Genomic DNA, 22,300 nt, shown 5'->3' with positions numbered 1-22,300 from the left:
TTGAGATTCTCAATAGCTGTATTGAGGTCATTGTATAGCGCAAATAAACCCCGCTGCATAAGGTGATCGCAAATCACAGGAGGTCTGCGACGTGAAAATCTGCATTCTGGGCGCCGGTGCACTGGGGTGCGCCATTGGCGCAGCCCTGAGCGAGGCAGGGCATGAAACCTGGCTGCTGAACCGCGGCCGCGCGCATGTCGAGGCGATGAACCAGCATGGGCTGCGGGTGCAGGACGAACGGGGCGAGCGCTATGTACCGGTCAACGCGGCCATCGAAGCCGAAGACGTTGGCGTGACCGATTTGGTGGTGGTGCTGGTGAAGTCGTTTCACACTGCCGAGGCCATCGCCGGTGCCCTCGCGCTGATAGGCCCACAGACGTTGGTGCTGTCGCTGCAGAATGGCCTCGGCCACGAGGATATCCTGGCCGAAGTGGTGGGTCGCGAGCGGGTGCTGGCTGGCAAGACCTATGTCGGCGGCGTGCTCCTCGCACCGGGCTCGATCCGCGCCGGTGTGGCCGGCAAACAGACTTTCATCGGTGAGCTCGACGGCCAGCTGACGCCCCGCGTGCAGGCCATCGCCGAAGCGTTCAACAATGCCGGGCTGGCCACCACGGTCAGCGACAACATCCTCGGCACCATGTGGGACAAGCTGCTGGTCAACGTCGCCACCGGTGCATTGAGCGGCATCACCATGCTCAGTTACGGCCAGCTGTACAGCGAGCCGCTGCTGGAAAGCACCGCCAAGGCCGCCGTGGCCGAGGCCATTGCCGTGGCCGAGCGCGCGGGCATTCGCTTGAGCCTGACCAGCCCCGAGGCTGCCTGGTCACTGGCCGCCGAGGGCCTGCCGGCGAGCTTCCGCACCTCGATGCTGCAGAGCCTGGAAAAAAACTCGATCACCGAAATCGACTTCATCAACGGCTCCGTCGTGCGCTGGGGCCAGCGCCATGGCGTGGCCACGCCGGTCAACGCGACCCTGGTGGCCTGCATCAAGGGTATCGAGCGCGCCATGGCCGATCACCAGAAGAGGGAAACCCCATGAGCCAGTCAAAAGCCTACCTCGAACACGTGGCGTTCTGGGTGCAGGACATTCAATGGCATATCCGCTTTTTCAGCGAGGTGTGCGGCATGACCATGCGTGAAGTGCAGGGTGACGTCGAGCAGCCGGCACAGTACTGGACCCTCGGCGGCCTGCAGTTCATTCACCAGCCGGACTTCGCTGGCCCGGAAGGGCGCCTGGCGCACCTGGGCATCATGTGCGAAGACCTGGAAGCGGCACTGGCCGCTGCCCAGCGCTTTGGCGTCAGCGAAATGCCCCAGGGCCGTAACTGGTTACGCCTGCCTGATGGCCTGGCGGTGGAGTTCATCCAGGCGCTGCCGGCCAAATGCGTAGCCCAGGCACTGGCCATCGACCCGCGCGCGGAGGTGCAGGCATGAGCGTGATTGAAAAGTACTGGGACGATGCCCGCGAAGGCGATGAGTGCATCAGCCCGACCTACACCGTGACCCGCGAACGCATCCTGGCCTACGCCGACCTCACCGGCGACCACACCCCGGTACATGTCGATGAGGCCTACGCCAACGCCAGCCACTTTGGCTGCCTGGTCGCCCACGGCCTGTTCGGGCTGTCGATCGCCGACGGCCTGAAGACCCAGTGCGAGTACCGCTTCCTACCGGGCATGTCGCTGGGCTGGACCTGGGACTTCGTGCTGCCGATCAAGGTCAACGACGTGCTCCACGTGCGCATGCGGGTGGGGGCGATGCGCCCGAGCAACAGCCGACCTGGCTGGGGCATCGTGGTGCTGCCTTCGGAACTGATCAACCAGCACGGCGAAGTCGTGCAACGTGGCGAGCACCGGTTGATGGTGCCGCGGAGGGCAGCAGCATGAGCCAGGCATTGCCATTGGCGGGTATCCGCGTCATTGACTACAGCCACTTCCTCGCCGGCCCCTATGTCGGCCGTTGCCTGGCGGCGCTCGGCGCAGAGGTGATCAAGGTCGAGCGGCCGGGTAGCGGCGACGCTGGCCGCCAGCATGCGTTCACCCTGGACGACCAGCAGAGCGGCTATTTCCTGCAGCTGAACATGGGCAAGCAGGGCGTCAGCGTCAACATGAAGGACCCGCGCGGCAAGGCGTTCATGCAGCGCCTGACCGATTCGGCCGACGTGTTCATCGAGAACTACCGCCCCGGCGCCCTGGACAAGCTGGGCCTGGGCTACGCCGAGCTGTCGGCGCGCAACCCGCGCCTGGTGTACTGCTCGATTTCCGCCTACGGCCATACCGGACCGGACGCCCACCGCGCCGGCTTCGGCCTGATCGCCGAGGCCAAGAGCGGGATCATGCAGATGGTGGGCGTGCCGGGCGAGGCACCGCCGCTGCTGCGTATTTCCCTGGGCGACATGTACACCGGCATCCACGCGGTGGCGGCGATCAATGCCGCGCTGCTCGGCCGGGTGAGCAGTGGCCGAGGCCAGCACATCGACATGGCGCTGTACGACACCCTGGTGTCGATGCACGAATACGCGGTGCAGTGTTACACGCTGTCCGGTGGCACTGTGTTGCCCCAGCAGACCGGCCACGACATGCCCACTTCGACCCTGTACGGCGTGTTCCGCGCCACCGACGGCGACCTGGTGATCGCCGCCCAGGTCGACGATGCCTGGCAGCGCTTCGCGGCCATGCTCGAAGCCAACGGCGGCCCGCCCGGGTTCGGCAGCGACCGCCGCTACCACAGCCTCAACGGCCGCAATGCCCACCGCGAGGCGATCCTGGCGGTGGTCCGCGACTGGGTTGGCGCGCGTCGGGTGGCCGAGATCCTCGCGTTGCTCGATGGCATCGACATCCCCAGTGCCAAGGTTCAACGCATCGACGAAGTGCTGGCCGACCCGCAGATCCAGGCACGCAACATGGTCATCGAGCAGCAGCACCCACGCTACGGCACGCTGCGCCTGGCCAACCTGCCGTTCCGCTTTTCCGACTGCGATACCACGATTCACCAAGTCGCCCCGGACCTTGGCCAGCACAACGCCGAAGTGGCCGCCGGGCTTGGCTTCAGCCTTGAAGAAATCACTGCCTTGCAGGCGGATGGCGTGTTGTTTACCCACGGAGATGCACGATGAGCGACCGCTACGCAGTGATCGGCCGACCGATCAACCACACCAAGTCCCCACTGATTCATGGCCTGTTCGCCCAGGCCAGCAACCAGCAGCTGGAATACGGGGCTATCGAAGGCTCGCTGGACGACTTCGAAGCCCAGGTACTGCAGTTTCGTAGCGAAGGCGGGAAGGGCATGAACATCACCGCCCCGTTCAAGCTGCGTGCTTTCGAACTGGCCGACCGGCGCAGCGAGCGGGCGCAATTGGCACGGGCGGCCAATGCGCTGAAGTTCGAGGATGGCTGCATCGTCGCCGAGAACTTCGATGGCATCGGTTTGCTGCGGGACATCGAGGAGAACCTTGGCGAGCCGCTGCGCAACCGCCGTGTGCTGCTGCTGGGCGCTGGCGGCGCGGTGCGCGGGGCGTTGCTGCCGTTCCTGCAGGCGGGCCCACGCGAGCTGGTGATCGCCAACCGGGACATGGCCAAGGCGCTGGCGCTGCGTAACGAGCTCGATCACCCGCGTCTGCGCATCAGCCGCTACGAAGCGCTGGAAGGGCAATCGTTCGACATCGTGGTCAACGCCACCTCGGCGAGCCTGACCGCTGACTTGCCGCCACTGCCGGCTGATGTGCTGGGGGAGGCGGCCTTGGCCTACGAGCTGGCCTATGGCAAAGGCCTCACGCCTTTCCTGCGCCTGGCTCGCGAGCAGGGCCAGGCGCGCCTGGCCGATGGCGTCGGCATGCTGGTGGAGCAGGCCGCCGAGGCGTTTGCCTGGTGGCGCGGGGTGCGGCCCGACACACGTGCCGTGATCGATCAGCTGACGATTCCCCTGGAGTAGGTCGATGGTCGCCAATGTACTGATGCTGCATGGCATCAACCACAACATGTTCGGCAAGCGCGACCCGCGCCAGTACGGCACAGCGACCCTGGCCGACATCGACCAGGCGTTGCAGGCCCTGGGCGAAGAGCTGGGGGCGCAGGTCGTGAGCTTCCAGAGCAACTTCGAGGGCGCCCTGTGCGAACGCATCCATCAGGCCTATGAGGACCGGGTGGATGCGGTGCTGATCAATGCCGGTGCCTGGACGCATTACAGCTACGGCATTCGTGATGCATTGGCCATTATCGAAGTGCCGGTGGTAGAAGTGCACATGTCCAACATCCATGCCAGGGAGCCATTCCGCCATCACTCGGTATTTGCCGAGGTGGTGCGCGGGCAGATCTGCGGGTTTGGTGTCGAAACCTACCTGCTGGCACTGCGTGCGGCGATGAGCATGGTCTGAGCAGGGCCGCATGGCTCGGCGCTCTGAGCGGGTTTACCCGCGAAGCAGGTGACGCGGGGCATGGCACCGGCTGCGCCGGTGTTCGCGGGTAAACCCGCACCTACAATCGAGACTCTCCTTTTGCAGAAGGAACTGAACCCTTGGCCACCCCCGCAGTCCCCAACACCGGCATCGCCTTGCTGGTCGCCGTCACCTTCTTCATGGAAAACCTCGACGCCACCGTCATCGCCACCGCGCTGCCGCAGATGGCCCGTGACTTCGCCGAGAACCCGGTCAGCCTGAACATCGGCATCAGCGCCTACCTGCTGGCGGTGGCAGTGTTCATCCCGCTCAGCGGCTGGGTCGCCGACCGCTTCGGCGCGCGCCAGGTGTTCGCCGGGGCCATTGGCCTGTTCACCCTGGCCTCGTGGCTGTGCGGATTGGCACAAACCTTGGAAACCTTCGTCGCCGCACGGGTGCTGCAAGGCATCGGTGGCGCGCTGATGGTACCGGTCGGGCGTCTGGTGGTGCTGCGCACCACCGAGAAGCAGAACCTGGTCAAGGTGCTTGCGGTGATCACCTGGCCCGGGTTGGTGGCGCCGGTGCTCGGCCCACCGATTGGCGGGTTGATCGTCACCCACCTGTCGTGGCCGTGGATCTTCTACCTGAACATCCCGCTCGGCCTGCTGGCCATCGCAGCGGCGTGGTGGCTGGTCCCCAACACGCGTGCCAGTGAAGCGCGCCGTTTCGACTGGCTCGGCTTCGTCTTCCTCGCTTCGGCCTGCGCGACCTGGTTGCTGGGCCTGGAGATGCTCGGCTCGCTGTCGGGCGGCAGCCTCGGCACAGGCGCTACACTGGTGGCCGTGGGGGCTCTGCTGACCTGGCTGTCGATCCGCCATTGCCAGCGTCACCCGGCGCCACTGCTACCGCTGGCTACCCTAGGCATCGCCACGTTCCGCGCCAGCATCATCGGCGGCACGTTGTTCCGCCTGTCGATCAGCGCCTTGCCGTTCCTGATTCCGCTGTTGCTGCAGATCGGTTTCGGCTATTCGCCGGTGGATGCCGGGTTGCTGGTGCTGGCGATCTTCGTCGGCAACCTCGCGATGAAACCGTTTACCACCGGGCTGCTGCGCCGCCACGGCTTTCGTCGAGTGCTGCTGGTCAATGGCTTGATCGGCGTCGGTTGCATTTTCGCGTGCTTGCTCCTGCAGCAAGACATGCCGTGGTACTGGGTGGCGCTGGTGCTGTTCATCGGCGGGCTGTCTCGTTCCATGCAGTTCACCACCTACAACGCCATCGGTTTTGCCGAGGTGCCAAAAGCACAGATGGGCCAGGCGTCGACGCTGTTCAGCATGTTCTTCCAACTGGCGATGGCGCTCGGGGTTGCGATTGCGGCCCTGCTGCTGAGGGTATCGACGATGCTGCGTGGGGGGGAAAGCGAGATGACGGTGGGCGACTTTCGCTGGGCGCTTGTCGGTATCGGCCTGATTGCTTGCGCCGCGTTGGTTGATGCAGTACGCCTGCCGGCCAATGCTGGTGAACAGGTATTGCGTACTTAGCTGTGTTGGGTTCACGGCCACGTCATCAGGGGGACAGGTGTTGGGATCGGGATCCTTTGGGCCATTAACGACCTACAGCGAACGGACAACCGATAACGGGTCGATAGCGGTCATTCACGATCGGCAGCTTTTCGCCCCAAAGCGCACGGGCGTAAAGGGCAGCGGGCACTGAACAGGACGACGCAGATCAAGGCCGTAAGCGTTCCGCCGCCAGCGACGGCTCTTGAAGTGACCGTAGGTGTGGCGGGTGTCGTGCTGCCTACCCATCCAGCATGGATGGAAAGCCAGTAGCGACTTCCGTGACTGCATAGTACGGTCCGCCTTCAACAAGCCACCCGGTTCGTTGCCTTCACCCCCCACGGACCGGGGCTCTCATGACCTGGGAGGTCGAATGGAAGTCGCTACAACGATCAGTCAACAAGAACTGGATAACGCCTTGGTCGCGTTTGCACGCTACAAAATCGGAGAGATCAAGATCTTCGACCTGGAGCAGGCAATGCGCTTCGAAGCAGGCCAAGCCTTGTCCCAAAGCGGGCTGGTCAGGTTCTCAATTACCAAAATGGTGTCAGGACGTTATCGCATCAGCGATGAAGGGGAGAACGCCATCACAGAGGCTGGGCGGGATCGCCTTGAGGTGATCCGCGGCTGACCCTGGCTTCCAGCCTTGCGAAGGCCGCAGTCATGTTCTGCGGCCCTTTCGTGTCATATCACTTTCACCGCGCGACCAATGAACTTCACCGGCCCTGTCGGCAGACCGGTCGGCGAGCCACCGGCTTTCTCCAGCGTCAGCTCGAACAATTGATTGGCCTCCAAAGGGGGCAGGCTTTGCAGCGGAACTCGATAGGGTTCGCCCGGTTTGACCAGGCCAAGCGAAACCGGGGCACGCCATTGCTCGCCCTTGGTCCAGAACTGCAGGGCCATGCCGTCGGGGACCGTGTCCTGGCCTAGCGGCAGCAGTTCGATCATGTGGCTGTCGCTGGCCTGCACCACCCAGCCGGGGGCCTGGCTGTTCGGCGCCACCAGCACCACCAGGTATTGCGTGGTAGAGGGGGGCGTGGTCAGCAAGGTAAACGCCAGCAGCAGGCTTGCAGCCAGCCCTGCGGCGCTGAGCCCTTGCCACAGGCCGAGGCGTTGCCACCAGCGAGCCTGCGTGCGCGGTGCGGGCAGCTCGTCGAGGCTGCGCTGGATACGGCGCCACAGGCGGGGGCTTGGGGGCTGCGGGGTAGACAGCGCGGTCAGCTCCAGCAGCCGGGCCTCCCAGGCATCCACGGCGGCGCGAAGCGCGGGGTCGGTACGCAGGCGTTCGGCCGCCGCGGCATATTGCTCCGGCGACAAGGTCCCCAGCACATATTCCCCGGCGAGGCTGTCCAGTTTTTCGGCAGAATCGGGCTTCATTCCAGGCACTCCCGTAGCGCTTTGAGGCTGCGTTTGATCCAGGCCTTGACAGTGCCCAGTGGCGCGCCCAATAAACCGGCTATCTCGGCGTGGCTGCAGCCGTCCACGTAGGCGTGCAGGATGCAGCGTTGCGGTGCGGGCTGCAGTTGTTCAAGACAGCGGTAAATCTTTGCTGAGCCGGACCAGAGGTCAAGGTCATCAACCCTCCCGTGCAATGTTGACGCAGTTTCGGTGTCGGCATCGGTCAGTACAGTTTCACGGCGGGTATCACGTATCGAATTCAGCGCCAGGTGGCGGGTAATGCTGTAGATCCAGCCTCGAGCCGAGCCGCGCGCCGGGTCGTAGCTGGCAGCGCGGGTCCAGATGCGGATGATCGCATCGTGGACGATGTCTTCTGCGGTGGCGTCGTCACGTGCGATACGTCGGGCAACGCCCAGCAGGCGCGCGCCTTCGTGATCGTAGAGCGCCTGCAGGGCCCGCCGGTCACCCTGTGCACAGGCTAACAGGCAGCGGTGGAAGTCGAAGGGAGTGGCCGGCGAGTTCAACGTGTGTGGCTTCCTTGTGTAAGGCAAGTACCCCGGCCATCCAGCCGGGGGGCTTGCCATCGAGCGTAGATCATCACTCGCAGGGCGTTGGGTCAGGTGCGTGTCACTTGGCTGTCCAGAACACATAGTCAGCCTGGTACTGGACGACCTGCCTGGCACCTTTGTTCTGCGCCGTGCAGTCGACTGAAGGCGCCACACCGCCGCGGGTGGCCAGGCGCTGGATGTAGCTGACCCCCTGCATGGCGCCTTTGCCTTCGGCCGGGTTGGCCTTGACCAGTTGATAGGGGATGGCGCCTTTGTCCGCCGGTGCCACTGCCAACTGGGTGCCAGTGACTTTCGAGCCATCCTTGGCCTGCCAGGTAGCGGGTGGGCCAAAGTAGTCGCCCACCTGTTTACCGCCACGGTCATTGAGCACTGCCTTGGGGCCGACGAAAGTCCATTCGGTCTGACCGGGGGTGTTGGCCTTGTCGCGGCACTCGTAGGTGATCTCGCCGACGCCGACGGTTTCGAGCAGGACGCGATGGCCATCAGGGACTTTGACCGCTTCTGGCAGCGTGGTCTGGGCGTGGGCGGGCTGCAGCGCAAGGGCGAGGCTGCAGGCGAGCAGGCAGGCGGAGTATTTGAAGTTCATGGGCAGTGCTCCTGAAAGTCATTGGGCTGGGCAGTCAAAGGCCGCCCACTAGCAATACCCGCCAACGGGCGGACTGGATGCACTGAATGAAAAAAAATGCGTAGCGAGATGAGCCTGCATGTGCTTGCCTACCCTCTCGAACGCGCGATGAGCCTCTTTGCTATCGCAGGACTGCTTTAACGCGCGCACCCCCGACAACCCCACGAGGACACTGCAAATGAAGCGTTTGTTACTGGGCCTGTTGCTTGCCGCATCGGGCGCTGCCCACGCCGGTATTCCGCTGTTGAACGCAACATGCCCCGGCAATATCGAGGTCCATGCCGATAAAGGTGGGCCTGTCTACATCAATGGCAAGGAAGCCACGCTGAAAAAATTCAATGACAACTATTTCGAGGCCAAAGGTGGCGGGGTAACGGTATCGTTGTCGATCAACCCGGACGGCTCGCCTGACGTCTCGTATACCGGTAAGAACAAAGCCAATGGCGTATGCCAGATCAAGGACTGACTGCGCGATTGCGCTGTTTGGCGGGCGCGGTGTCAGCGGGCTGCACCTGGGCGCTGGAACGAGAATTGCTGTGACCCCTGAGACATTGATCATGCGGAGTACGCAGAGATGACTCAGGATGACCGCTATTACATGATTTTCAGCGTGGTTGCTGTGCTGGTACTGGATCTGGCGGCGACTTATGTGTTTCTCAATGCCATTCCCTGACCCCGGTTATGGGTCAGGCCTTACGCGTAATCGGGGCCAACGCAGGGTGTGAGGAAAACGCCCCGAACCCTATATAGCAAACAAACCTGATGCCCTGTTGTCGTTGCGCAGTAACATGGGCAGGACAAAACTAAAAAAAGGGCAGGCTGCTTGGCAACATTTCCCAGTTTTCGATGGGGCTGCAGGAGCGTGTCGCGTGAAAAACTCAAGTTCGCGAGCAGGTGCAATACTGGTAATTGGGGCAGCCTCGTTGTTCGTCGCAGGCTGCGCACAAAACCCTGATGTGCGTGACAGCCACGATTATACCGCTGGCACTACCGTGAAAAGCCCACCCGCTTATCTGGGCTGCGTCAAAGGCGAGCTACAAGGGAATGTGAAAACCTATGAAGTCGAGGGTGATAACGCGGTCAGGCTTTTCGTCGAAAGCACTGACCCCGACAAGGCAGAGGGTCTTGTAGAGTTGCGGGACACGGGAAACGAGCGCCACTTCACGGCCTATCAACGTGATGCCTGGTACGACCATGGCAGGTTGCTGGATGCTGCACTGATGTGTTCAAAAGCGTAATCATCCAACCCCACACCAATAGCCCGCCGTCGAGAGCGGGCTTTTTGTCTGCCGATCGCCTGCCCGGCAACGTTCAAAAAGGGCGGGTGGAGCCGGTATGGCCTGAGCAGCGTTGCTTTGCATTTGCCGGCCCCGCCCGTAATAATCGTTGTATTTGGATGGAGAGTCGCAGGTGGAAGCAAGAAGCGTAGTCGCCGAAATGTTCATTGGGATTCCGACGCATTTCTGGGTTTTGCCTGTTGCCGGCCTGGTTGCCTACTACGGGCTGAAGTGGTCCGCCAGATCCAGTAATCGTGCCACCCTGCTACAAGCCTCGACTTACCTGTTGCTGCTGGTACTGGCAGTTCTGCCCAACGGCTTTTATGCACTGTTTCCTCCCGCGCCCGAGCCGGATGTGCTGTTGAATCAATCACCGTTGCCCAACTATGCAGGGCGCTTCTACCTGGATGCGTTCTATGTCTTCAGTGGCTGGGCGCTGAGCAAAGTGGTCAAGTTGAAGTTCAGCTGAGTCGCAGCTCGCTACCTGATGCGCTGACGGGATCAGTAATTGCATACCCCATTGAAACCGGCGCATCTGTGGGATACGGCAATGCTCTCTGAAGATCTGTACATCATGTTCCTGGTTGTCGGCAGTGTGTTGGCCCTGGATATAGCAGCCATCGTGTTGTACAGGGGAGCCAAGCCCTGACCCCGGGTTTGGCTCGCAATGGCGCCGGAGTATCCTCAGGGCTTCAGCTTTTCTCCTGTACCTGCAGCACCGAACCCTTGTCGTCAGTTGCCAGCAATCCGCCGGCGTCGGTGTCGTCTGATTGTCGCTCGGCAAGGGGGACGTCCGGCGAGCGAAAGATACTATGGCCCTGTTCACCGGTTTTAAGGGTGACGAGTTTGCCGTTCTGATAGAAGAACTGAGTGTGGTTGGCGTTCGTTTGCATGGTATGAAGCCCTGCCGAGTCGTGGTGTGATGTCCCTCGGGAGTTTCACTGTTGCGGCGTGCCCCGGCTACTGGCAGAAATATCAGGTGCGCTGCACGGATCCCGCTTGGGCGTCGTCCTGCAGCAAGACTTTGGTTGATTAGTAACGCGGCGTCACGCCCGTTAGAATGCAGCGTATCCATAACGGTCGATTGCAAATGCCTGACATTCGTATTTTTATCGCCACTGTGTTGGTTGCCAGCCTCGCCGGTTGCGCTACCCCCGGCAAACCCACTGCCAGCAAACTGACCCAAAAATCGCCGCAGCAGTACGCCGCCTGTGTCCTGCCAAAATGGCAGGCGCTGGCCCCACAGGCCACGCAGAAGTCGATAGCCCATGGCTACCGGCTCACGGCGCCAAGCGCCGTGGCAAGCGACGATGTGCTTGATGTGGTTGACGCTCACGAGGGCAGCCGCGCGACCTTCTACAAGGGCAGCTTTCTGTCTGGCGACAAATTACGCCAGGCTGCCAAGCAATGCCTGGATTGAACCCGTGCCCCGAGCGGGTTGAGCCGCCCCGATCTCCTGCAGTTACCCCAACTCATCCCGCTTGTTCAAATGCTCGCATTTCACCTGCGCCTCCGTGCGGCTCGGATAGCTCGGCTTGAGCCGCTCCTTTGCCTGATTGTCATAAATGTCGAACCCTCCACACACGGTAGCGGCGTAGTAGCGGCTGCCAACGCGGAACGATTCCTTTTCGATCGGTACAGCGGGAACGATAACGAATCTTGGTTGCATTTTTCGTGCCTCCCCAGGCAGAGATTTAAGTATTAGTCTCGCAAGAGGTAACCATCAAGCAGCCTCATGAATAAAGGCGCTGGTCCGAACACCGGTGCGTCGACACGTGCTGTCATCAAATGAAAACCCGCTGTCGTCCGATGCGAAGCACCCCGCAAGCCAAGGGCATACAGTCCAATCACCCAACACTGACGCCTGACGTCCAGATCGATGATTGGAGAGACAAGCATGTCCAAAGTGGTACGTTTCCATCAGACCGGTGGCCCCGAGGTATTGCGCTACGAGGACGCCGAGGTTGGCGAGCCCGGCCCCGGGCAGGTTCGTTTGCGCCAGGTGGCGGTGGGCCTGAACTATGCCGACACCTACTTTCGTAACGGCACTTACCCAATCGCGCTGCCCAATGGCATCGGCGTTGAAGCTGCCGGGGTGGTGGAGGCGGTGGGCGAAGGCGTGACCCAGGTGGTGGTCGGTGACCGGGTCACCTATACCGGTTTCCTCAATACCTTGGGTGCCTATTGCACCGAGCGCCTGATCCCCGCTGCGGCGCTGATCAAGCTGCCGGAAACCATTGCCTTCGAGACTGCTGCCGCCATGACCATGCGCGGCCTGACCTCGGCCTACCTGTTACGCCGGCTGTATGACTTCAAACCCGGTGACAGCGTGCTTCTGCATGCGGCTGCTGGCGGGGTGGGCCTGATTGTCGCGCAGTGGGCGCGGCTGCTTGGGCTGAACGTGATCGGCACAGTATCCACCGAGGCCAAGGCCGAGGTGGCCCGCGCTCATGGCTGCAAGCACATCATCAACTACAGCGTCGAAGACGTCGCCAGCCGCGTGCGCGAACTGACCGACGGGGTAGGGGTGAACGTCGTGTTCGACAGTGTCGGCAAGACCACCTTCACCGGCTCGCTCGATTCGCTCAAGCGCCGCGGGCTGATGGTTTGCGTCGGCACGGCGTCGGGCACCATCCCGCCGTTCGACCCGCAGTTGCTGGCAATCAAGGGTTCGCTGCAGCTTACCCGCCCGGCACTGGCCGACTTCATCGCCGATCCGGCAGAAAAGGCTGACCTGGCCGGCGAATTGTTCGACCACGTCAGCAGCGGGCGCATTCGTATCGAAATCAATCAGCACTACGCCCTGCAGGACGCGGTACAGGCCCACCGTGACCTGGAAGCCCGCAAAACCACGGGCTCGTCGATCTTCGTCATCTGAAGAGGGCAACAGCATGCACATTGAACAACTGACCTGCGCGATTGGTGCCGAGGTGAGTGGCGTCAACCTGGCCGATGCGATTCACGATGACGAACTGTTCGCCCAGTTGCGCCAGCAGTTGCTCCAGCACCGTGTGCTGTTCCTGCGCGACCAGCACTTCAGCCGTGCCGAGCACGTGGCCTTCGCCCGCCGCTTCGGCGAGCTGGAGGATCATCCGGTGGCCGGGAGCGACCCGGAGCACCCGGGGCTGGTGCAGATCTACAAGCGCCCGGACCAGCCCAACGACCGCTATGAAAATGCCTGGCACACCGATGCCACCTGGCGTGAGGCACCGCCCATGGGTTGTGTGCTGCGCTGTGTGGAATGCCCTCCGGTAGGCGGCGACACCTTGTGGGCGAACATGGTGCTGGCCTATGAGAACCTGCCAAACGATGTAAAGGCCAGAATCGAAGACCTGCGCGCCCGCCACAGCATCGAGGCCAGCTTCGGCGCTGCAATGCCGCTGGACAAACGGCTGGCACTCAAGGCGCAGTTCCCCGACGCCGAGCACCCGGTCGTACGCACCCACCCGGAAACGGGCGAGCAGGTGCTGTTCGTCAACGCCTTCACCACCCACTTCAGCAACTACCACACCCCGCAGCGGGTGCGTTTCGGCCAGGATGCAAACCCGGGCGCCGGCGACCTGCTGCGTTACCTGATCAGCCAGGCCTATCTGCCCGAATACCAGGTGCGCTGGCGCTGGAAGCCCAACAGCGTGGCGATTTGGGACAACCGCAGCACCCAGCACTACGCCGTCATGGACTACCCGCCATGCCATCGCAAGATGGAGCGTGCCGGGATCAGGGGCAGCCGCACGTTCTAAGCCTGCCGCCGTCCCTGGCGGTAACCCCACAATAACAATAGCGAGGACTACAGCATGCAATTCTTCGACGATTCGTTGCACCCGGAAAACATGGAAAAGGTGGTCATCACCGTCGCCCCTTATGGCCCGGAGTGGATGCCCGAAGACTTCCCTGAAGACATTCCGCTGACCATGGACGAGCAGGTGCAGAAGGCCGTCGACTGCTACGAGGCAGGTGCCACCGTGCTGCACTTGCATGTGCGTGAGCTGGACGGCAAAGGCTCCAAGCGCCTGTCCAAGTTCAACGAGCTGATCGCCGGGGTACGTGAAGCTGTGCCGGAGATGATCATTCAAGTTGGCGGTTCGATTTCCTTCGCCCCGGAAGGTGAAGGCGAGGCGGCCAAATGGCTGTCGGATGACACCCGGCACATGCTTGCCGAGCTGACGCCGCGGCCCGACCAGGTGACCGTGGCCATCAACACCACGCAGATGAACATCATGGAGTTGCTGTACCCCGAGTACCTTGAAGGCACCTCGCTGGCCAGCCCCGCAATCCATGCTGCCTACAGCGAAATGACCGTGCCGGCCGGCCCGGCCTGGGTCCGCGAGCACTTGCGTCGCCTGCAGGCCAGCCATATCCAGCCGCATTTCCAGCTGACCGGCATGCATGCCCTGGAAACCCTCGAACGCCTCGTGCGCCGGGGTGACTACATGGGGCCGCTGAATTTGACCTGGATCGGCATTGGCGGCGGTTTCGACGGCCCCAACCCGTTCAACTTCTTCAACTTCATCCACCGCGCGCCGGACGGCTGCACCCTGACTGCCGAATCGTTGCTCAAGAACGTGCTGCCGTTCAACACCATGGCGCTGGCCATGGGCCTGCACCCGCGCTGCGGCAATGAAGACACCCTCATCGACCAGCACGGCAAACGCTTTACCTCGGTGCAGCAGATCCAGCAGACCGTGCGCGTGGCCCATGAGCTGGGGCGCGAGATTGCCAGCGGCAAGGAGGCCCGCGCCATTTACCGCATCGGGCAGCAGTACGACAGCATCGAGCAGACGCTGAAAGCCAATGGCATGGCGCCGAACCGCCAGGCGGGTGAGAAGGGCGTGCCGCAGCGCACTTGAGGCGGTTATGGCAGGCCCGGTCTCTTCGCGGGCATACCTGCGAAGAGGCCACAAAAAGCAACGTGAGTTCTGGCGGTTACCCATAACAACAAAAACAACACCCACGCTTCACACCCAAGGAGGCAACATGGCCACCTATCTCGTCAGCGCCGAAGACTCCGGCACCGACACTGCCAACAGCATCCCCCGGCGCTATGCCTGGGTCGTCTTCGCCTTGACCTTCGGCCTGTTGATCTCCGACTACATGTCGCGCCAGGTGCTCAATGCGGTGTTTCCGCTGCTCAAGGGTGAATGGGCATTGACCGACAGCCAGTTGGGCTTGCTCAGCGGCATCGTCGCGCTGATGGTCGGCCTGCTGACCTTCCCGTTGTCGCTGCTGGCCGACCGTTTCGGCAGGGTACGCAGCCTGGTGCTGATGGCCGTGCTGTGGAGCCTGGCCACGCTCGGCTGTGCCCTGGCGGAAAACTACCCGCAAATGTTCATTGCGCGCTTTCTGGTCGGGGTCGGCGAGGCCGCCTATGGCAGTGTCGGCATTGCCGTGGTGGTCGCGGTATTCCCCCGCGACATGCGGTCGACGCTGGCCGGGGCGTTCATGGCGGGCGGCATGTTCGGCTCGGTGCTGGGCATGGCCTTGGGCGGGGTGTTGGCTCAGCACCTGGGCTGGCGCTGGGCATTTGCCGGCATGGCATTGTTCGGCCTGGTGCTGGCGATGCTCTACCCCCTCATCGTTAAAGAGGGGCGCATTGCGCCCAAGTGCGCGCAGCAGGCGCTGGACAAGGCCAGCCACCCGCTGCGCACCCTGTACAGCAGCCGTTCGGTCATCGCCGCCTATGTCGGCAGTGGCCTGCAGTTGTTTGTCGGCGGCACCCTGATCGTGTGGATGCCCAGTTACCTGAACCGCTATTACGCCATGGGCACCGACCACGCGGGGGCGATCGCCGCCGTCATCGTGCTGTGCAGTGGTATCGGCATGATTCTCTGCGCCATGCTCTGCGATCGCCTTGGGCGGCAGCGCCCCGACCGCAAGATCAGCCTGGCCATCGGCTATTGCCTGGGCAGTTGCGCGCTGCTGAGCATAGCCTTTGCGTTGCCTGCCGGTACCGCGCAACTGGTGCTGATCTGCCTGGGCATGATGATAGCCGCCGGCACCAATGGCCCGTCCAGTGCCATGGTCGCCAACCTGACCCACGCTGCTGTGCATGGCACGGCATTCGCCACCCTGACCTTGGCCAACAACCTGCTGGGCCTGGCCACCGGGCCGCTGATCACCGGTCGGGTGTCTGACCTGATCGGGCTTCAGGCGGCGCTGCAGTGGGTGCCACTGACAAGCATTGCAGCGGCGGCCGTGTTCTGGGTTGCCAAACGTCACTACCACCGCGACATGGATCGTCTGCGCTGCAGGAGTTGAAACCGTGAAACAGCAATTGTCCGTCGAAGTGTTCTTCGATTTCGTCTGCCCCTGGTGCCTGATTGGCCAGCGGCACTTGCAAGCTGCGCTGTTGCTGTTGCAGCGTGAGCAGCCACACGTGCAAGTGCAGGTTCACAGGCAGGGCGTGCAGTTGCTGCCGGGGCTGCCAGCCAATGGGGTACCCTTCAAGCAGTTCTACCTTCAACGCCTGGGCAGCGAGCAGGCAGTGCGCGAGCGCCAGGCTCAGGTGCGCGCCGCTGCCCGTGTGGTGGGCGAGGACATCGACTTCTCGCGCATCTGCCGCATGCCAAACACCGGCAACGCCCACCGGTTGATGCAGCGCGCCGGCAGTCTGCTTGGCGCGTCGCAACAGCAAGCGTTGCTGGAGCGGCTGTTCATTGCCTATTTCCACCAAGGCCGCGACCTCGGCGATGGCCGCACGTTGCTCGGCATCGCCGAGAGTTGCGGGCTCAAGGCCGCGCAGGTAATCGATTGTTTGCGTGATGATGGCAGCCCGTTCCTCGACGGTGCAGGGCGTGCAGGCAGTGCCGTGCCACGTTATCGCTTCAACCTGGGCCCTCTGATTGCCGGGGTGCGGCCAGCCGAGGCGCTGTTTGCGGCGATGACCGACGCCTTGTCAGAGGGGGGGCAGGCATGAGCCTGCGTATCGCCCTCAACCCCAGCCAACTGCCGGAGCGCAATGGCCGGGTGCTGCTGGCTTGCGAGGGCCGCAGCGTAGCGTTGTTCAATGTCGCCGGTGCACTCTATGCCATCGACGATAGCTGCCCGCACCAAGGGGCGTCGCTGTGTGGTGGGCGCCTGGAAGGGCGGGTGATCCAGTGCTGTGCCCACGGCCTGCGCTTCGACCTGGCCAGCGGGTACCTGGTCAATTCCAAGGCGTTGAAAGTTACCTGCTACCCGGTGCAGCAGGAGGGTGATGCGGTGTTCATCACCCTCGATAGTGACGGGTTTGGGGAGCAGGGCTGACACTGCTTGCCCGCCAGCTGGCCGGCGGCATGCCGTACTGGGCGATGAACCAGCGGGTGAACGAACTGGGCATCGAGTAGCCGAGCATATCGGCAATGCGACCCAGCGAATAGCTGGGGTTCTCCAGGTAGCGCATCACCAGGTCACGTCGCACGCTGTTGATCAGGTCCTTGAAGGTCAAGCCGCTGTCTTCCAGCCGCCGCTGCAGCGTGCGTACGTTCATGCCCTGGGTTTGCGCCACTTGCTCGAGGGTGGCCCGCCCCATGGGCAGCAGCAGGTAGATGGTCTTGCGCAACTCCAGCTCCAGCGATGGTTCGCTGCCTGCTGGCAGCGTGTCCAGGTAGCGCCGCGCCAGGCGGGCCATGGCTTCGTTGGCTTGCGGGCTGGCACTGTCGAGGTCGGCGGCAGGGCAGACGATGCCGTTGAACTCGCTGCCAAACACCAGCGTGCAGCCGAAAATGCGCCGGTGAATGGCGGGGTCGGCGGGGGCCGCATGGGTGAAATTGGCGCTGATCGGGTGCCAGTGCGTGCCTAGCAGCGCCGCGCACAAGCGCATCATCACGCCGATAGCCAGCTCGGTGGCCTGGCGGCTACAGGGCGCGCGCTCGCTGATCACCTCTTCGCGAATGACCACGGTCTTGCCAGCTTCTTCGATATGAATGGCCAGCGCGTCATTGAGCAGATGGCGGTATTGCACGATCACCTGCAGCGCATCGCGCAGGTTGCGTTGGTGGCTGAGCAGCAGGCTGATTTCGCCGAAGTCCGACAACTGGCGCAGTTCGGCCATGCGCAAGCCGAAGCTTTCGCATTGGCTGGCGCTGGCGGAAGCTTCCAGCAGGTTGATCACGCTGGCCACCGGGATACGCCGGTTGGGGTCGTCAAGCAACGCCGCGCTGAGGCCCACCTGTGCCAGCAGTTTGTGGGGGTTCAGACCCAGGTGGCGAGACACCTCCAGGTAATTGGTCAAGCTGGCGGCGCGGACGAGGGCAGGCATTTTTTATTGTTATCCCTATTGTTCAGGCAACCTGGCGCTTTCAGGCAGCAGCACAAGGCTGTTGCGACAAAAAGCACTTGGCTTGCAGGTGCACGGGTTTTATAGCCTGCGTGTCATCAATTGAAAAGCAAAGCCCTGTTCGGGCCATTGTCATCAAATGAAAAGTACCTGACGCCCAATGTGAAGCACCCGGGGGGAGGGCTGTTTACTGTGAACCTCAACAGCTACACCGCACACGAGGTTCACCGTGGAAAAACTGCAAACCACTGCCACCGTGTTGATCGTCCCTGGCCTGCGCGACCACGTTGCCGATCATTGGCAGACGCTGCTTGCCAGCCGCCTGGCGAAGGTGCGCAGCGTACCGCCGCTGAAGCTTGACGGCCTTTGCTGCAACGCCCGGGTAGAGGCGATCCAGCGCGAACTGGAGCAGATCGACGGCCAGGTGCTGCTGGTGGCGCACAGTGCCGGCGTACTGATGGTCGCCCACTGGGCCGCACGTTACCGGTGGCCGATCAAGGGGGCTTTGCTGGCTGCACCGCCAGACCTCAACGCCCAATGGCCGGCGCACTACCCAAGCCCAGCCAGCCTGGCCGCCCAGGGCTGGTCGCCGTTGCCAACCACGGCGCTGCCGTTCCCGAGCATTGTCGCGGCCAGCAGCAATGACCACCTGGCCAGCTACGCCGCCGTTAGCGAACTTGCCCACCGTTGGGGCAGTGAGCTGGTCAACCTGGGCGCCGTCGGCCATCTCAACCCGGCTTCCGGTTTCGGCCCTTGGCCGTTGGCCGAGGCCCTGATCCGCCGTCTGGACGCCGAAACCCTGTAGTAACGCATGGACGCCCCAGCCACGCCCGCAACAGACGGGCGGCGTAAAAAACAATAACAATACGTGGAGCCATCGTAATGCCAGAACACCGCATTCACCATGCCGTGAAGCCACAGCGCTGCCTGCTCGCCTGCGCCGTCGCCCTGCTCACGCTGCCCGCCGCCCAGGCCGTCGAAGTCGAGACCGGCAATGAAGACTGGGCCGTGCGCTTGGACAATACCGTCAAATACAATTATGGCGTGCGCACGGAAAGCGCCGACAAGCGCATGCTGGGCACGCCCAACAGCAACGACGGTGACTACAACTTCCGCAAAGCCGGCACCAACATCACCAACCGGGTCGACCTGCTGACCGAGCTGGATGTGGTGTATCAGGGCAACACCGGTTTTCGCGTCAGCACTGCCAGCTGGTACGACAAGGCCTACGACAATACCGGCTCCAACAGCAACCCGTTCGTCAATGGCAACGGTGATCAGTCGGGCATCAGCCCCAGCCTCAATGGCCTGCCGGGTACTGGCATACCCCTGGGCAGCCCGCACCTGAGCAACTACGCCCAGCGATACTACAGCGGCCCATCAGGCGAAGTGCTGGATGCGTTCGTATTCATGAGCCGTGACGTGGGCGAAGCGTCGCAGGTCAGCGCCAAGCTGGGCCAGCACAACCTGTTCTGGGGGGAAACCCTGCTCAACCCCGTGCATTCGCTGAGCTATGGCCAATCCGGCCTGGACCTGGCCAAGCTGGCGGCCTCGCCAGGCACCGAGGCCAAGGAGCTGTTCGTCCCCCGCAACCAACTGTCGACCTCGTTCCTGGTCAACTCCGAACTCACCTTGGGTGCGCAGTACTTCTTCGACTGGGATGCTGCCCGCTTGCCCGAAGCGGGCACCTACTATGGCGGCGCCGATGTGGTAGGCGAGGGCGCGCAGAGCTTCCTGCTCGGCCACACCGGCACCCCGGGCTTGATCCCGGTGCGCGGAGCGCTGACCACCCTCCGTCGCGGTCATGACCTGACACCCGGCAAGAGCGGCGACTGGGGCATCATGGCCAGGTGGTCGCCGCAATGGCTGGGCGGCACCCTCGGTTTCTACTACCGCAAGACGTCCGAGATTTTGCCCCAGGCTTGGCTTGATGCGCGCGGCATGACCGTGGCCAGTGGCCCTTTCGGCAACCCGCCGGGCAGCCGCCAAGGGGCGGTCGGTAACCTGTACAACTCGCTGCAAAGCACCACTTACCAGTTCGCCTACGCCGACAACATCGACATCTATGGCCTGAGCCTGTCCAAGGATGTGGCCGGCATCAGCGTCGGCAGCGACCTCAACATCCGCCACAACATGCCGCTGGCGAGTATCCCGGCAATCGTCAGTGCCCCCGGCCAAGGTGGCCTGGGTGGTGGCTTCGGTTTACTGCCGTCGCGCCTGCCCAGCAGCGGGGTGGTCTACGACGTGCCCAAGGATGGTGACAGCCTGAGCGCCACTGGCGACACCCTGCATTTCACCGTCAACGGCCTGATGACGATGGGTGACACGCCGCTGTTCGACTCGGCAACCCTGCTGGGTGAGCTGTTCTACAGCAACCTGCTCAAGCTCGATGGCCACAACGAGGCTTTGTACAAAGGCAAGGGCAGCTACCGCGGCATCGACAAGGCGACCCGCGACAACTGGGGTATCGCCGTCAACTTCACCCCCACCTGGTACCAGGTGTTGCCGGGCATGGACCTGAGCATGCCGTTGTCGGTCAACGTCGGCCTGGACGGTGTCTCGCCAGTGCAAGGCGGCGGCGCCGAAAACACCGGCAATTACGCGGTGGGCTTGAGCGCTGCGATCTACAACCAGTACTTCGTCGACCTCAAGTACGTCGACAGCTTCGGTGAGACCAAGGCCTGCAAGGACGGCCAGACCGACGGCAGCACCCCCAATGCCCTGGACGGCGAACAGGATTACACCTGCTACGGCGGCGGCTACGCCTCCTTCTCCGGCGGTGGCGCCACTACCGAAGACCGTGGCGCGCTGTACCTGACCGTCAAGACGACCTTCTGAGCCCTGTTTCCTACCGCCTACACAGGAAGACAACCATCATGACCTTCGTACGTACCCTGCTGGCCTCGTGCCTGTCGCTGGCCGCGCTCAACGCCGCCCAGGCTGCCGTTTCCCCTGACCAGGCTGCACACCTGGGCACCAACCTGACCACCCTCGGCGCCGAAAAGGCCGGCAATGCCGACGGCTCTATCCCGGCCTACCAAGGCGGCCTGCTTACCCCGCCGGCCAGCTATCAGAGCGGCGCCAGCATGCGCCCCGACCCGTTTGCCAGCGAGAAGCCGTTGCTGGTCATCGATGGCAGGAATGCCGATCAATACAAGGGGCAACTGACCGCCACTACCCTCGAACTGCTCAAGCGCTACCCCAGCTACCACGTTGATGTGTACCCGACGCACCGCAGCGTTGCGCTGCCGCAGGCGGTGCTGGACAACACCCGCAAGAACGCCACCGGCGCCAGAAGCCAGGAGGGCGGCACTGCCGTGGACAACGTGCTGCCGGGCATTCCGTTCCCCATTCCGCAGAACGGCGCCGAGGCCATGTGGAACTTCCTGCTGCGCTACCAGGGCGTGAGCATGACCGCCAAGTACGACTCGTGGAACGTCGATGCTGCCGGCAAACCGTCATTGTCGACCACAGGCCAGGCGCACATCAGTTACCCGATCTATGAGGACATGGCCAAGCCGATCGGCGCCAAGGACACCTATTACCAAATGAAACTGGTGTACACCGGGCCCGCACGCCGTGCCGGTGAAGCAATGATGCTGCGCGACGCTGCCAACCCGCTGGTGCAGCCGCGCAGCGCCTGGCAGTACCTGCCGGGCCAGCGCCGGGTCAAGCTGGCACCTAACCTGGCCTACGACACGCCCAACCCGGGCACCTCCGGCTCTGGCACTTACGATGACGTGTTCGTCTTCAACGGCGCGCTGGACCGCTACGACTGGACCCTGGTCGGCAAGCAGGAGATGTACGTGCCTTACAACACCTACCAGCTGACCTACAACACCGATGTCAAGCAGTTGATCACCCCCAACCACCTGGCGCCGCAGTTTGTACGCTGGGAAAAACACCGCGTGTGGGTGGTGGAAGGCAAGCTCAAGGACGGCGCGCGTCACATCTACCACAAGCGCCGCTTCTACCTTGATGAGGACAGCTGGATCGCGCTGGCCTCGGACCAGTACGACGCCCGTGGCCAGCTGTACCGGGGGTCGTTCGCCTTCCTCACCCAGAGCTATGACAAGCAGACCCCGGACGCCACGCCGTTCATGATCTACGACCTCATCGGCGGCACCTACAACCTCAACGGCGTGGTCGGTGCCTACGGCGGCATCCGTTACATCGACCCGTTGTCGAAAACCCAATGGTCGCCCGATTCGCTGGCCGGCAACGGCATTCGCTAAACGCACGGAGCAGA

General features: G+C 63.0%; 27 protein-coding genes. 21 read left to right on the top strand and 6 right to left on the bottom strand.

What is annotated here, in order from left to right:
• Window positions 1-91 precede the first annotated feature (91 nt).
• The 8 genes from REH59_RS16230 (at window position 92) to REH59_RS16195 (ending at window position 6,559) form a co-directional block, all read left to right on the top strand.
• Window positions 92-1,039, top strand: a complete 948-nt coding sequence (locus REH59_RS16230) for a ketopantoate reductase family protein (protein ID WP_003248236.1) — start codon at window positions 92-94, stop codon at window positions 1,037-1,039.
• Window positions 1,036-1,434, top strand: a complete 399-nt coding sequence (locus REH59_RS16225) for a VOC family protein (protein ID WP_003248238.1) — start codon at window positions 1,036-1,038, stop codon at window positions 1,432-1,434. The genes REH59_RS16230 and REH59_RS16225 overlap by 4 nt, the downstream gene beginning before the upstream one ends.
• Window positions 1,431-1,886, top strand: coding sequence for a MaoC family dehydratase (locus REH59_RS16220; RefSeq protein ID WP_004576665.1), 456 nt, complete (start codon window positions 1,431-1,433; stop codon window positions 1,884-1,886). The genes REH59_RS16225 and REH59_RS16220 overlap by 4 nt, the downstream gene beginning before the upstream one ends.
• Entirely contained in the window at window positions 1,883-3,115 is a 1,233-nt protein-coding gene (locus tag REH59_RS16215; protein ID WP_014861124.1) for a CaiB/BaiF CoA transferase family protein, read from the top strand. Before REH59_RS16220 ends, REH59_RS16215 begins: the two co-directional genes overlap by 4 nt.
• On the top strand, window positions 3,112-3,930 hold the full coding sequence (aroE, locus tag REH59_RS16210; RefSeq protein ID WP_014861125.1) for a shikimate dehydrogenase: 819 nt from the start codon (window positions 3,112-3,114) through the stop codon (window positions 3,928-3,930). The genes REH59_RS16215 and aroE overlap by 4 nt, the downstream gene beginning before the upstream one ends.
• Window positions 3,931-3,934: 4 nt before the next feature.
• A complete protein-coding gene (gene aroQ, locus REH59_RS16205) occupies window positions 3,935-4,372 on the top strand; it encodes a type II 3-dehydroquinate dehydratase (protein ID WP_003248245.1) in 438 nt (145 codons plus the stop codon).
• 140 nt (window positions 4,373-4,512) lie between these two features.
• Window positions 4,513-5,910 carry an MFS transporter gene (locus tag REH59_RS16200; RefSeq protein WP_320450328.1) on the top strand — a complete coding sequence of 466 codons (1,398 nt, stop codon included), beginning with the start codon at window positions 4,513-4,515 and terminating at the stop codon, window positions 5,908-5,910.
• Window positions 5,911-6,301: 391 nt separating this feature from the next.
• Window positions 6,302-6,559, top strand: coding sequence for a hypothetical protein (locus REH59_RS16195; RefSeq protein ID WP_003248248.1), 258 nt, complete (start codon window positions 6,302-6,304; stop codon window positions 6,557-6,559).
• A 53-nt stretch (window positions 6,560-6,612) separates the two neighbouring features.
• Here REH59_RS16195 and REH59_RS16190 read toward each other — a convergent pair whose 3' ends face one another.
• From REH59_RS16190 to REH59_RS16180, 3 genes are all read right to left on the bottom strand, one after another.
• Window positions 6,613-7,305, bottom strand: a complete 693-nt coding sequence (locus REH59_RS16190) for an anti-sigma factor (RefSeq protein WP_014861127.1) — start codon at window positions 7,303-7,305, stop codon at window positions 6,613-6,615.
• Window positions 7,302-7,850, bottom strand: a complete 549-nt coding sequence (locus tag REH59_RS16185; RefSeq protein WP_104961796.1) for a sigma-70 family RNA polymerase sigma factor — start codon at window positions 7,848-7,850, stop codon at window positions 7,302-7,304. Before REH59_RS16185 ends, REH59_RS16190 begins: the two co-directional genes overlap by 4 nt.
• Before the next feature lie 103 nt (window positions 7,851-7,953).
• The gene (locus REH59_RS16180; protein WP_004576661.1) at window positions 7,954-8,481 is read right to left on the bottom strand and encodes a DUF3455 domain-containing protein; all 528 of its coding nucleotides are present in this window, start codon (window positions 8,479-8,481) and stop codon (window positions 7,954-7,956) included.
• Between the two features lie 217 nt (window positions 8,482-8,698).
• Between REH59_RS16180 and REH59_RS16175 the strand changes: the two genes are divergently transcribed.
• The 3 genes from REH59_RS16175 to REH59_RS16165 all read left to right on the top strand — a co-directional run bounded on the left by REH59_RS16175 (window position 8,699) and on the right by REH59_RS16165 (window position 10,266).
• A complete protein-coding gene (locus tag REH59_RS16175) occupies window positions 8,699-8,986 on the top strand; it encodes a hypothetical protein (protein WP_012052457.1) in 288 nt (95 codons plus the stop codon).
• Between the two features lie 403 nt (window positions 8,987-9,389).
• The gene (locus REH59_RS16170; protein ID WP_014859212.1) at window positions 9,390-9,758 is read left to right on the top strand and encodes a hypothetical protein; all 369 of its coding nucleotides are present in this window, start codon (window positions 9,390-9,392) and stop codon (window positions 9,756-9,758) included.
• Between the two features lie 199 nt (window positions 9,759-9,957).
• Window positions 9,958-10,266 (top strand): hypothetical protein, encoded by a 309-nt coding sequence (locus tag REH59_RS16165; RefSeq protein ID WP_019438490.1) that lies wholly within the window; start codon window positions 9,958-9,960, stop codon window positions 10,264-10,266.
• A 223-nt stretch (window positions 10,267-10,489) separates the two neighbouring features.
• Here the strand turns inward: REH59_RS16165 and REH59_RS16160 are convergent, their stop codons facing one another.
• The gene (locus REH59_RS16160; protein WP_014756518.1) at window positions 10,490-10,690 is read right to left on the bottom strand and encodes a hypothetical protein; all 201 of its coding nucleotides are present in this window, start codon (window positions 10,688-10,690) and stop codon (window positions 10,490-10,492) included.
• Window positions 10,691-10,857: 167 nt separating this feature from the next.
• Between REH59_RS16160 and REH59_RS16155 the strand changes: the two genes are divergently transcribed.
• On the top strand, window positions 10,858-11,217 hold the full coding sequence (locus REH59_RS16155) for a hypothetical protein (protein ID WP_012052453.1): 360 nt from the start codon (window positions 10,858-10,860) through the stop codon (window positions 11,215-11,217).
• Window positions 11,218-11,259: 42 nt separating this feature from the next.
• Here the strand turns inward: REH59_RS16155 and REH59_RS16150 are convergent, their stop codons facing one another.
• Window positions 11,260-11,466, bottom strand: a complete 207-nt coding sequence (locus tag REH59_RS16150) for a hypothetical protein (RefSeq protein WP_003248274.1) — start codon at window positions 11,464-11,466, stop codon at window positions 11,260-11,262.
• A 228-nt stretch (window positions 11,467-11,694) separates the two neighbouring features.
• On the opposite strand from REH59_RS16150, the gene REH59_RS16145 reads away from it, so the two are divergent.
• From REH59_RS16145 to REH59_RS16120, 6 genes are all read left to right on the top strand, one after another.
• Window positions 11,695-12,675 (top strand): quinone oxidoreductase family protein, encoded by a 981-nt coding sequence (locus REH59_RS16145; protein WP_014860242.1) that lies wholly within the window; start codon window positions 11,695-11,697, stop codon window positions 12,673-12,675.
• Window positions 12,676-12,688: 13 nt separating this feature from the next.
• Window positions 12,689-13,537, top strand: a complete 849-nt coding sequence (locus REH59_RS16140; protein ID WP_014860241.1) for a TauD/TfdA dioxygenase family protein — start codon at window positions 12,689-12,691, stop codon at window positions 13,535-13,537.
• Window positions 13,538-13,591: 54 nt separating this feature from the next.
• Window positions 13,592-14,644, top strand: coding sequence for a 3-keto-5-aminohexanoate cleavage protein (locus REH59_RS16135; RefSeq protein WP_014860240.1), 1,053 nt, complete (start codon window positions 13,592-13,594; stop codon window positions 14,642-14,644).
• Between the two features lie 127 nt (window positions 14,645-14,771).
• Window positions 14,772-16,052, top strand: coding sequence for an MFS transporter (locus REH59_RS16130; protein WP_014860239.1), 1,281 nt, complete (start codon window positions 14,772-14,774; stop codon window positions 16,050-16,052).
• A gap of 4 nt (window positions 16,053-16,056) precedes the next feature.
• A complete protein-coding gene (locus REH59_RS16125) occupies window positions 16,057-16,710 on the top strand; it encodes a DsbA family protein (protein ID WP_014860238.1) in 654 nt (217 codons plus the stop codon).
• Window positions 16,707-17,039: a Rieske (2Fe-2S) protein gene (locus tag REH59_RS16120; RefSeq protein ID WP_012052447.1), complete on the top strand. Its 333-nt coding sequence runs from the start codon at window positions 16,707-16,709 to the stop codon at window positions 17,037-17,039. The genes REH59_RS16125 and REH59_RS16120 overlap by 4 nt, the downstream gene beginning before the upstream one ends.
• Here the strand turns inward: REH59_RS16120 and REH59_RS16115 are convergent.
• Window positions 17,002-18,033, bottom strand: coding sequence for an AraC family transcriptional regulator (locus REH59_RS16115; protein ID WP_014860237.1), 1,032 nt, complete (start codon window positions 18,031-18,033; stop codon window positions 17,002-17,004). The two genes, REH59_RS16120 and REH59_RS16115, sit on opposite strands and share 38 nt — an antisense overlap.
• A 247-nt stretch (window positions 18,034-18,280) precedes the next feature.
• Between REH59_RS16115 and REH59_RS16110 the strand changes: the two genes are divergently transcribed.
• The 3 genes from REH59_RS16110 (at window position 18,281) to REH59_RS16100 (ending at window position 22,286) form a co-directional block, all read left to right on the top strand.
• Entirely contained in the window at window positions 18,281-18,856 is a 576-nt protein-coding gene (locus tag REH59_RS16110; RefSeq protein ID WP_014860235.1) for an RBBP9/YdeN family alpha/beta hydrolase, read from the top strand.
• Window positions 18,857-18,933: 77 nt separating this feature from the next.
• Entirely contained in the window at window positions 18,934-20,889 is a 1,956-nt protein-coding gene (locus REH59_RS16105) for a DUF1302 domain-containing protein (RefSeq protein WP_014860234.1), read from the top strand.
• A gap of 38 nt (window positions 20,890-20,927) precedes the next feature.
• Window positions 20,928-22,286: a DUF1329 domain-containing protein gene (locus REH59_RS16100; protein WP_014860233.1), complete on the top strand. Its 1,359-nt coding sequence runs from the start codon at window positions 20,928-20,930 to the stop codon at window positions 22,284-22,286.
• The last annotated feature ends 14 nt before the right edge of the window (window positions 22,287-22,300 follow it).

Source organism: Pseudomonas sp. BO3-4 (genome assembly GCF_034044115.1).
Taxonomy (GTDB): domain Bacteria; phylum Pseudomonadota; class Gammaproteobacteria; order Pseudomonadales; family Pseudomonadaceae; genus Aquipseudomonas; species Aquipseudomonas alloputida.
The sequence above is the reverse complement of the archived record's forward strand: the minus strand, read 5'-3'. Positions and strand labels throughout refer to the sequence as shown.

What these genes read in the sequence shown, in the direction of transcription:
- REH59_RS16225 (WP_003248238.1), top strand. Translation starts at nt 1,036, where the DNA reads ATGAGCCAGTCAAAAGCCTACCTCGAACACGTGGCGTTCTGGGTGCAG.
- REH59_RS16115 (WP_014860237.1), bottom strand. Translation starts at nt 18,033, where the DNA reads ATGCCTGCCCTCGTCCGCGCCGCCAGCTTGACCAATTACCTGGAGGTG.
- REH59_RS16175 (WP_012052457.1), top strand. Translation starts at nt 8,699, where the DNA reads ATGAAGCGTTTGTTACTGGGCCTGTTGCTTGCCGCATCGGGCGCTGCC.
- aroE (WP_014861125.1), top strand. Translation starts at nt 3,112, where the DNA reads ATGAGCGACCGCTACGCAGTGATCGGCCGACCGATCAACCACACCAAG.
- REH59_RS16165 (WP_019438490.1), top strand. Translation starts at nt 9,958, where the DNA reads ATGTTCATTGGGATTCCGACGCATTTCTGGGTTTTGCCTGTTGCCGGC.
- REH59_RS16105 (WP_014860234.1), top strand. Translation starts at nt 18,934, where the DNA reads ATGCCAGAACACCGCATTCACCATGCCGTGAAGCCACAGCGCTGCCTG.
- REH59_RS16195 (WP_003248248.1), top strand. Translation starts at nt 6,302, where the DNA reads ATGGAAGTCGCTACAACGATCAGTCAACAAGAACTGGATAACGCCTTG.
- REH59_RS16215 (WP_014861124.1), top strand. Translation starts at nt 1,883, where the DNA reads ATGAGCCAGGCATTGCCATTGGCGGGTATCCGCGTCATTGACTACAGC.
- aroQ (WP_003248245.1), top strand. Translation starts at nt 3,935, where the DNA reads ATGGTCGCCAATGTACTGATGCTGCATGGCATCAACCACAACATGTTC.
- REH59_RS16135 (WP_014860240.1), top strand. Translation starts at nt 13,592, where the DNA reads ATGCAATTCTTCGACGATTCGTTGCACCCGGAAAACATGGAAAAGGTG.
- REH59_RS16190 (WP_014861127.1), bottom strand. Translation starts at nt 7,305, where the DNA reads ATGAAGCCCGATTCTGCCGAAAAACTGGACAGCCTCGCCGGGGAATAT.
- REH59_RS16140 (WP_014860241.1), top strand. Translation starts at nt 12,689, where the DNA reads ATGCACATTGAACAACTGACCTGCGCGATTGGTGCCGAGGTGAGTGGC.
- REH59_RS16150 (WP_003248274.1), bottom strand. Translation starts at nt 11,466, where the DNA reads ATGCAACCAAGATTCGTTATCGTTCCCGCTGTACCGATCGAAAAGGAA.
- REH59_RS16160 (WP_014756518.1), bottom strand. Translation starts at nt 10,690, where the DNA reads ATGCAAACGAACGCCAACCACACTCAGTTCTTCTATCAGAACGGCAAA.
- REH59_RS16120 (WP_012052447.1), top strand. Translation starts at nt 16,707, where the DNA reads ATGAGCCTGCGTATCGCCCTCAACCCCAGCCAACTGCCGGAGCGCAAT.
- REH59_RS16220 (WP_004576665.1), top strand. Translation starts at nt 1,431, where the DNA reads ATGAGCGTGATTGAAAAGTACTGGGACGATGCCCGCGAAGGCGATGAG.
- REH59_RS16180 (WP_004576661.1), bottom strand. Translation starts at nt 8,481, where the DNA reads ATGAACTTCAAATACTCCGCCTGCCTGCTCGCCTGCAGCCTCGCCCTT.
- REH59_RS16130 (WP_014860239.1), top strand. Translation starts at nt 14,772, where the DNA reads ATGGCCACCTATCTCGTCAGCGCCGAAGACTCCGGCACCGACACTGCC.
- REH59_RS16100 (WP_014860233.1), top strand. Translation starts at nt 20,928, where the DNA reads ATGACCTTCGTACGTACCCTGCTGGCCTCGTGCCTGTCGCTGGCCGCG.
- REH59_RS16145 (WP_014860242.1), top strand. Translation starts at nt 11,695, where the DNA reads ATGTCCAAAGTGGTACGTTTCCATCAGACCGGTGGCCCCGAGGTATTG.
- REH59_RS16155 (WP_012052453.1), top strand. Translation starts at nt 10,858, where the DNA reads ATGCAGCGTATCCATAACGGTCGATTGCAAATGCCTGACATTCGTATT.